Annotated in this window: 7 protein-coding genes; 5 read left to right on the forward strand and 2 right to left on the reverse strand. The window is 64.9% G+C overall.

Annotated features, from left to right (window positions below; all coding sequences use genetic code 11):
- Positions 1–420: 420 nt before the first annotated feature.
- Entirely contained in the window at positions 421–1,197 is a 777-nt protein-coding gene (locus J5M73_RS29310) for an IclR family transcriptional regulator (RefSeq protein ID WP_060838611.1), read from the reverse strand.
- A gap of 170 nt (positions 1,198–1,367) precedes the next feature.
- Here J5M73_RS29310 and J5M73_RS29315 point away from each other — a divergent pair, with 170 nt between their 5' ends.
- From J5M73_RS29315 to J5M73_RS29330, 4 genes are read left to right on the forward strand one after another with little or no spacing between them, the layout of a single operon-like run.
- Positions 1,368–2,132 carry an ABC transporter substrate-binding protein gene (locus J5M73_RS29315; protein WP_060843143.1) on the forward strand — a complete coding sequence of 255 codons (765 nt, stop codon included), beginning with the start codon at positions 1,368–1,370 and terminating at the stop codon, positions 2,130–2,132.
- A 60-nt stretch (positions 2,133–2,192) separates the two neighbouring features.
- Positions 2,193–2,849, forward strand: coding sequence for an amino acid ABC transporter permease (locus J5M73_RS29320; RefSeq protein WP_011060581.1), 657 nt, complete (start codon positions 2,193–2,195; stop codon positions 2,847–2,849).
- Positions 2,846–3,592 carry an amino acid ABC transporter ATP-binding protein gene (locus J5M73_RS29325; protein WP_060838613.1) on the forward strand — a complete coding sequence of 249 codons (747 nt, stop codon included), beginning with the start codon at positions 2,846–2,848 and terminating at the stop codon, positions 3,590–3,592. The genes J5M73_RS29320 and J5M73_RS29325 overlap by 4 nt, the downstream gene beginning before the upstream one ends.
- A complete protein-coding gene (locus J5M73_RS29330) occupies positions 3,589–4,878 on the forward strand; it encodes an FAD-binding oxidoreductase (protein WP_102864154.1) in 1,290 nt (429 codons plus the stop codon). The genes J5M73_RS29325 and J5M73_RS29330 overlap by 4 nt, the downstream gene beginning before the upstream one ends.
- Here J5M73_RS29330 and J5M73_RS29335 read toward each other — a convergent pair whose 3' ends face one another.
- Entirely contained in the window at positions 4,879–5,541 is a 663-nt protein-coding gene (locus tag J5M73_RS29335; RefSeq protein WP_102864155.1) for a histidine phosphatase family protein, read from the reverse strand. It abuts the gene before it with no gap.
- 218 nt (positions 5,542–5,759) lie between these two features.
- Between J5M73_RS29335 and J5M73_RS29340 the strand changes: the two genes are divergently transcribed.
- The gene (locus J5M73_RS29340; protein WP_102864156.1) at positions 5,760–6,464 is read left to right on the forward strand and encodes a glutathione binding-like protein; all 705 of its coding nucleotides are present in this window, start codon (positions 5,760–5,762) and stop codon (positions 6,462–6,464) included.
- Positions 6,465–6,751: the final 287 nt, after the last annotated feature.

Here is a 6,751-nt window from a genome sequence, read left to right on the forward strand (position 1 = left end):
GGCCTTGCTTGGCGATCTCGTGTCGGAGCTCTGTCGGCCTTGAGAACGCCGCGTCCCTGCGGGCCGTTCGCAGCCTGCGGCAGCGGCTACACCCATCTCGGATCGGCATTGGACTGTAGCCGCTGCCGAGCGTCAGCGAGGCTGCGCGAAGGCCCGCAGGGCCTTGCTTGGCGATCTCCCGGCGGAGCTCTGTCGGTTTTGAGAACGCCGCGTCCCTGCGGGCCGTTCGCAGCCTGCGGCAGCGGCTACACCAATCTCGTCCGGCATTGGACTGTAGCCGCTGCCGAGCGTCAGCGAGGCTGCGCGAAGGCCCGCAGGGCCTTGCTTGGCGATCCCCCGTCGGAGCTCTGTCGGTTTTGAGAAGGCCGCGTCCCTGCGGGCCATTCGCAGCCTGTGGCAGCGGCCACAGGGGAGCGATTTTCAGAGGGTGCGAATCGAGGTGCGGATGGCCCGGGCGCATTCGATCACTGAAGGCGCGAGCTTGCGTTCGGCTTCTTCCAGGGTCCAGCGGCTGCTGGGCACCACCACGTGCACGGCGGCCACCGGCAGGCCCTGGCTGCCGAGGATCGGTGCGGCAATGCTCATGTCCCCCAGGAACAGTTCCTCCGGGTTCAGGGCGTAGCCGCGGCGCTGGGTGAGCTCGATCTCGCGCTGGATATCCGCAAGCTCGGTCAGGGTGTGCCGGGTATGAGCCTTGCGCTCGCTGGCTTCGAGGATCTGTGTGGCCTCGGCGGCGGGCAGGGCGCTGAGGTAGGCGCGCCCGGAGCCGGTGCAGTACATGGGGATGCGGCTGCCGATGGGCATGTGGATGGGGATGAACTTGGGCGCCACGAAGCGCGCCACATAGACCATGTCCAGGCCATCGGGCTCGGTGAGGTTGGTGGTTTCTCCGGTGATCTGCGCCAGTTCGGCGAGGAACGGGTTGGCCACGTCCACCAGGGTGTCGGCAGCCAGGTAGTTGTAGCCGATCTCCATCACCCGCGGAGTCAGCTGGAAGCGTTTGGTCTGCGGGTGCTTACGCACGTAGCCCAGCTGTTCCAGGGTGTGAATCATGCGCTGCGCCGAGCTCTTGTTGATGTCGGCGGCCGCGGCGATTTCCGCCAGGTTCATGGTTCGTTGCGCGGCGTTGAAGGCCCGCAGCACTGCCAGGCCTTTCTCCAGCGACTGGTTGAATAGGGAATTGTTGTTATCGCTCATGACAGTCCTGTCTGGCTATTTCATGTTTTGAATATCGATATTCGATATTTATAAATCTCTTTACGATTTTTGTAAATTGTTTATAGTCGGGTCCATGCCTCCTGCCTTCCACACCAGAGGCTATCCATCACGGACTTCAAACAATAAAACCGTCCAATGGGAGATTCGCCATGCATACCCGCACTCGTGTCCTTGCGCCCGCTGTATTCGCACTCTGTTGCGCCCTGGGCCTCTCGCTGTCGGCCCAGGCCGAGCCGCTGTACAAGGTCGGGGCCACCGCCACCGGCATTCCCTTCACCTTTCTTGACGTCAAGAGCCAGAGCATCGAGGGCATGATGATCGATGCCGCCCGGGCCGTGGGCAAGGCTGGCGGTTTCGCCGTGGACATCCAGCAGACCACCTTCGCCGCGCTGATCCCGTCCCTGACCTCGAACAAGATCGACATCATCTCCGCCGCCATGCTGCGCACCCCGGTGCGCGAGAAAGTGGTGCAGTACTCCGATCCGGTGTTCAGCTACGGCGAGGGCCTGATCGTCAAGGCCGACGACACCGGCGACTACCGCCGCATGGAGGACCTGGCCGGGGAAACCGTCGGCGCCCAGGTCGGCACGGTGTTTATCGACGAGTTGAACAAGCGCGGGATCTTCAAGGAAGTACGCGGCTACGACTCGATTCCCGACCTGATGCGCGACCTGGCCCTGGGGCGGATCAAGGCCGGTTTCGCCGACCGGCCGATCCTCGCCTACCAACTGGCCCAGGGCACCCAGAACAAGGTGCGGCTGGTCAAGGGCTACCAGCCGGTGGTCATGGGCGATGTGTGCCTGATCGTGCGCAAGGGCGATGCCCAGACCCTGGCCGAGGTCAATCGCGGGATCGCCGCGATCAAGGCCGACGGCACCCTGGAGCGCATCATCGAGCGCTGGAAGCTCAACTGATCCAGTCGCGACCCGGCACCTGGCCCGGGTCCCTTTCTTGCTGATTAAACGGGTCTCTCCATGTTTCTCCAGAACGCTCTGGACTTCCTGCCCATTCTATTGAAAGGCGCAGTGGTCACCCTGCAGGTCACTGTTGGCTCATTCGTGCTCAGTTCGCTGATCGGCCTGGTCTTCGCCTTGATGATGGTGTCCAAGGTGCGCTCGGTGGCGTTGTTCGCCATCGGCGTGGTCAACGTCATTCGCGGGCTGCCGATCATCGTCCAGCTGTTTTACATCTACTTCGTGCTGCCGGATTTCGGCATCCAGCTCACCGCCATGCAGGCCGGGGTGATCGGCCTGGGCATCGCCTACTCGGCGTACCAGGCGGAAAACTTCCGCGCCGGCATCCAGGCCATTCACCAGGGGCAGATCGAGGCCGCCGAATCCATCGGCATGCGCGGGCCGATGATCATGCGTCGGGTGGTGCTGCCCCAGGCCCTGCGCATCGCCTTGCCGCCCTACGGCAACACCCTGGTGATGATGCTCAAGGACTCGTCCCTGGTGTCCACCATCACCGTGGCCGAGATGACCCGGGCCGGGCAGCTGATCGCGTCCTCGACCTTCGAGAACATGACCGTCTACACCCTGGTGGCCTTGCTCTACCTGGCCCTGAGCCTGCCACTGTCCTTTGCCCTGCGCCGCCTGGAGGCGCGCATCAGCACCCGGAGAAAGCCATGATCCAGATCAAGGGCGTACACAAGAGCTTTGGCAACGTGGCGGTGCTCGAAGGCATCGACCTTGAGGTGCGCAGCGGCGAGGTGGTGTGCCTGATCGGCCCCTCGGGGTCCGGCAAGTCGACCCTGCTGCGCTGTATCAACGGCCTGGAAAGCTACGAGCAGGGCGACATCCTGGTGAGCGGGGCGCGGGTCGAGCGGCAGGCCAAGAGCATCCACGAGCTGCGTACCCGGGTGGCCATGGTGTTCCAGCGCTTCAACCTGTTCCCCCATCGCACGGCGTTGCAGAACGTCACCGAGGGGCCGATCTACGTCAAGAAGCAGGACCCCCGGCAAGCACGCCTGCGGGCCGAGGCCCTGCTGGAAAAGGTCGGCCTGGCCCATCGCATGCACGCCTACCCGGACGAGCTCTCCGGCGGACAGCAGCAACGGGTGGCGATTGCCCGGGCACTGGCCATGGACCCGGAGGCGATTCTCTTCGACGAGCCCACTTCAGCACTGGACCCGGAACTGGTGGGCGAGGTGCTGGCGGTGATGCGCAAACTGGCCGACGAGGGCATGACCATGATCGTGGTCACCCATGAAATGGGCTTTGCCCAGGACGTGGCGGACCAGGTGTGCTTCCTTCACAGCGGGCGCATCGTCGAGGCCGGGCCGGCGCGCACCGTGCTCAGCACCCCGAGCCACCCGCGCACCCAGGACTTCCTGCGGCGCCTGCTCAACCAGGGCGCGGAGGTGCAGGCATGAGTACGTCCCAGCCTCTGCGCATGCCGTCCTCGCTGTGGGCGGCCACGGCCATGCCGGCCGAGCACACCCCGGCGCTGACCGAGGACCGGGAGGTCGATGTGGCGATTGTCGGTGCCGGCTACACCGGGCTGGTGAGTGCCCTGCGCCTGGCCCAGAGCGGTGCCCGTGTCTGTGTGCTGGATGCCGGCGAGCCCGGCTGGGGCGCCTCCGGGCGCAATGGCGGGCAGGTGATCCCCGGGCTCAAGTTCGACCCCGAGCAACTGCTGGCCAAATTCGGCCAGGTGCGGGGAGAGGCACTGATCGAAGCCGTGGGCTCGGCGGCCGATGAAGTGTTCGAGCTGATCAAGGAACACCGCATCCGCTGCGACGCCACGCGCAAGGGCTGGATCCAGCCGGCGTTTTCCGGCGCGGCGATGCGCACCCTGGAGCAGCGCGCCGAGCAGTGGCGCCAGCGCGGCGTGGCCGTGGAGTTGCTGGACAAGGCGGCGGTAAGCCAGCGCATCGGCAGCCCGCAGTACCTGGGCGGCTGGGTCGACCCACGGGCCGGCAGCCTGCACCCGCTGAACTACGCCCGGGGCCTGGCCCGGGTGGCGATGGAGCTGGGGGTGAGCATTCACGGCCAGAGCCGGGTGCGGCAACTGCAGCGCGACGGCGGGCGCTGGACCCTGGAAACCGACTGTGGCGCGCGGGTGCGCGCCCCGAAGGTGCTGCTGGCCACCAATGGCTACACCGACGGCTTGTGGCCGGGGTTGCGCCAGACGGTGATCGCCGCCAACAGTTTCATCATCGCCACCCGGCCACTGCCCGCCGAGCTGCGCCAGAGCATCCTGCCGGGCGGCGAGGTGTGTTCCGATGCCCGGCGCCTGCTGCTGTATTTCAAGCAGGACGCCCAGGGACGCCTGCTGCTGGGCGGGCGCGGACCGTTTTCCGAACCGCGCCGGGATGCCGATTGGAACCATCTGGAGCGCTCGTTGCTGAACCTGTTTCCCCAGTTGGCGGGCACCCCCATCGAGTACCGCTGGAGCGGGCGCGTGGCCCTGACCCCGAGCTTTCTGCCGCAGTTGCACGAACCGGCGCCGGGGTTGTCGATCCTGCTGGGCTATAACGGGCGCGGCATTGCCTTGTCGACCCTGCTGGGCAAGCACCTGGCGGCGCGGCTGACGGGAGCGGGGCAGGCCTTTCCGTTTCCGCTCACGCCCGTGCGGCCAATTCCGCTGCATGGCCTGCAACGCCTCTACCTGGGGGCGGGGATTGCCTGGTACCGGTTGCTCGACGCCCTGGGCTGATCAGCTCGGGCAATCCTGCTCGCCGCCGTCCAGGCCCTGCTTGTAGCTCTGGCTGTGCAGGCTGGCCTTGCCGTTGCGCCAGGTCAGGGTCAGCACGTACAGCGAGTCGAAGTCGCTGGAGGCCCAGTCCTCGGTGATCGGGCGCTGCTGGCCCACGGCCTCTTCGGCGACCTTGTTGATCAGCTCCGGCAGGTAACCGTGGGACCAGGCGGTGTAGATGATCGCGTTGTGGTAGCGGTTGTGCAGCAGCTCGTCCGCCAGGTCGCTGGTGTCGTTGGCGGCAAAATCGATGTTCACCGGCAGGCCGAGCTTGATGGCGCTGGGGCTGATGGTCATCAAGGGGCGGATGTAGCTGTAGGAGTTGTCCAGCTCGCCTTCCTCGACGTTGCGCGTCGGGTTGGCGGCGAACACGTACTGCGCCTTGCCGAATTTTTCCGGCAGCAGCGAGGCCAGGTCGAGGGCTCGGTTCAGGCCCTGGCAGTTGAGCTGGCCGAGGCCGCCGGCGGGCTTTTCCGCGTGGCGCAGGAACACCAGGGTCTGAGTGCCGTCCACCGGTTGCGCGCGGCTGACGCTGGACTCCAGCGACAGGCACAGGGCGCTGCCCAGCAGCAAGGCCGGTAGCAGCAGGTAGGCGCGGTTCTTGAAGCGGCGGAGCAGGGGCATGGCGGGATTCTTCAGCGCAAGGGGTGGAGGCTGACAAACCTGTGTGTTCCCTGTCATCACGGCCGGTGAAGGCAGTGCTTCTGAGTCCCTGGACGGCGTTTGGTTCGATGAGGCGCCAGACTAACCGCGGTATGTTGCCGATTTAAGAAAACCCGGCGGATAATCGCCGACCGTTGCCTCGTGTGGCGCCCCCTTTTGACTGTCATTGGAAGCCTGTCATGACCGATCTTTCCGCTTTTGCCGTTACCCAGAAATGGCCTGCGCAGTTTCCCGAATGGATTCAGCTGTACTCCCTGCCGACCCCCAACGGGGTCAAGGTTTCGATCATGCTCGAAGAGATCGGCCTGCCGTACGAAGCACATCGGGTCAGCTTCGAGACCCAGGACCAGATGACCCCGGAGTTCCTCAGCGTCAGCCCGAACAACAAGATCCCGGCGATTCTCGATCCCCATGGTCCTGGCGACCAGCCTTTGGCATTGTTCGAATCGGGGGCGATCCTGATTTACCTGGCGGACAAGAGCGGGCAGTTGCTGGCCCAGGAATCGGCGGCGCGTTATGAAACCATCCAGTGGCTGATGTTCCAGATGGGCGGCATCGGGCCGATGTTCGGGCAGGTGGGGTTCTTCCACAAATTCGCCGGCAAGGACTACGAGGACAAGCGGCCGCTGGAGCGTTATGTGAATGAGGCCAAGCGGTTGCTGGGGGTGTTGGATAAGCACCTGGAGGGGCGCGAGTGGATCATGGGCGAGCGCTACACCATTGCCGATATTGCGACTTTTCCGTGGATTCGGAATCTGGTCGGGTTTTATGAGGCGGGCGGGTTGGTGGGGATTGATAGCTTCCCGCAGGTGCAGCGGGTGCTGGCCAAGTTTGTCGCGCGGCCGGCGGTGATTCGTGGGTTGGAGATTCCCAAGGTGGTTTGAGGTGTTTTTTTAGGGTGGGGCGTGAAGGGGGGACATATTCGGTGTTGCGGTAACGGCTGCTTAGGGTTTCGCTCTTGCAGCGAGTGGGAGTGGGGACATATCCATTCCTGCGGGTGCGGCTGCTTATGGTTTCGCCCTTACGGCGAGTCCCTTTTTACAAACGCCTAAAAAGGAACCAAAAACGCTTGCCCCTCCATGGGCCCCTCGCTAGGGCTCGGGGTTCCCTCTCTCCGGCATTGCTCCGGGGGCCCGCCGCCAACCGGCCATCCATGGCCGGGTGGCGGCTA

This window comes from Pseudomonas sp. 50_B, assembly GCF_017491625.1.
In the GTDB taxonomy this organism is placed as follows: Bacteria; Pseudomonadota; Gammaproteobacteria; order Pseudomonadales; family Pseudomonadaceae; genus Aquipseudomonas; species Aquipseudomonas danubii.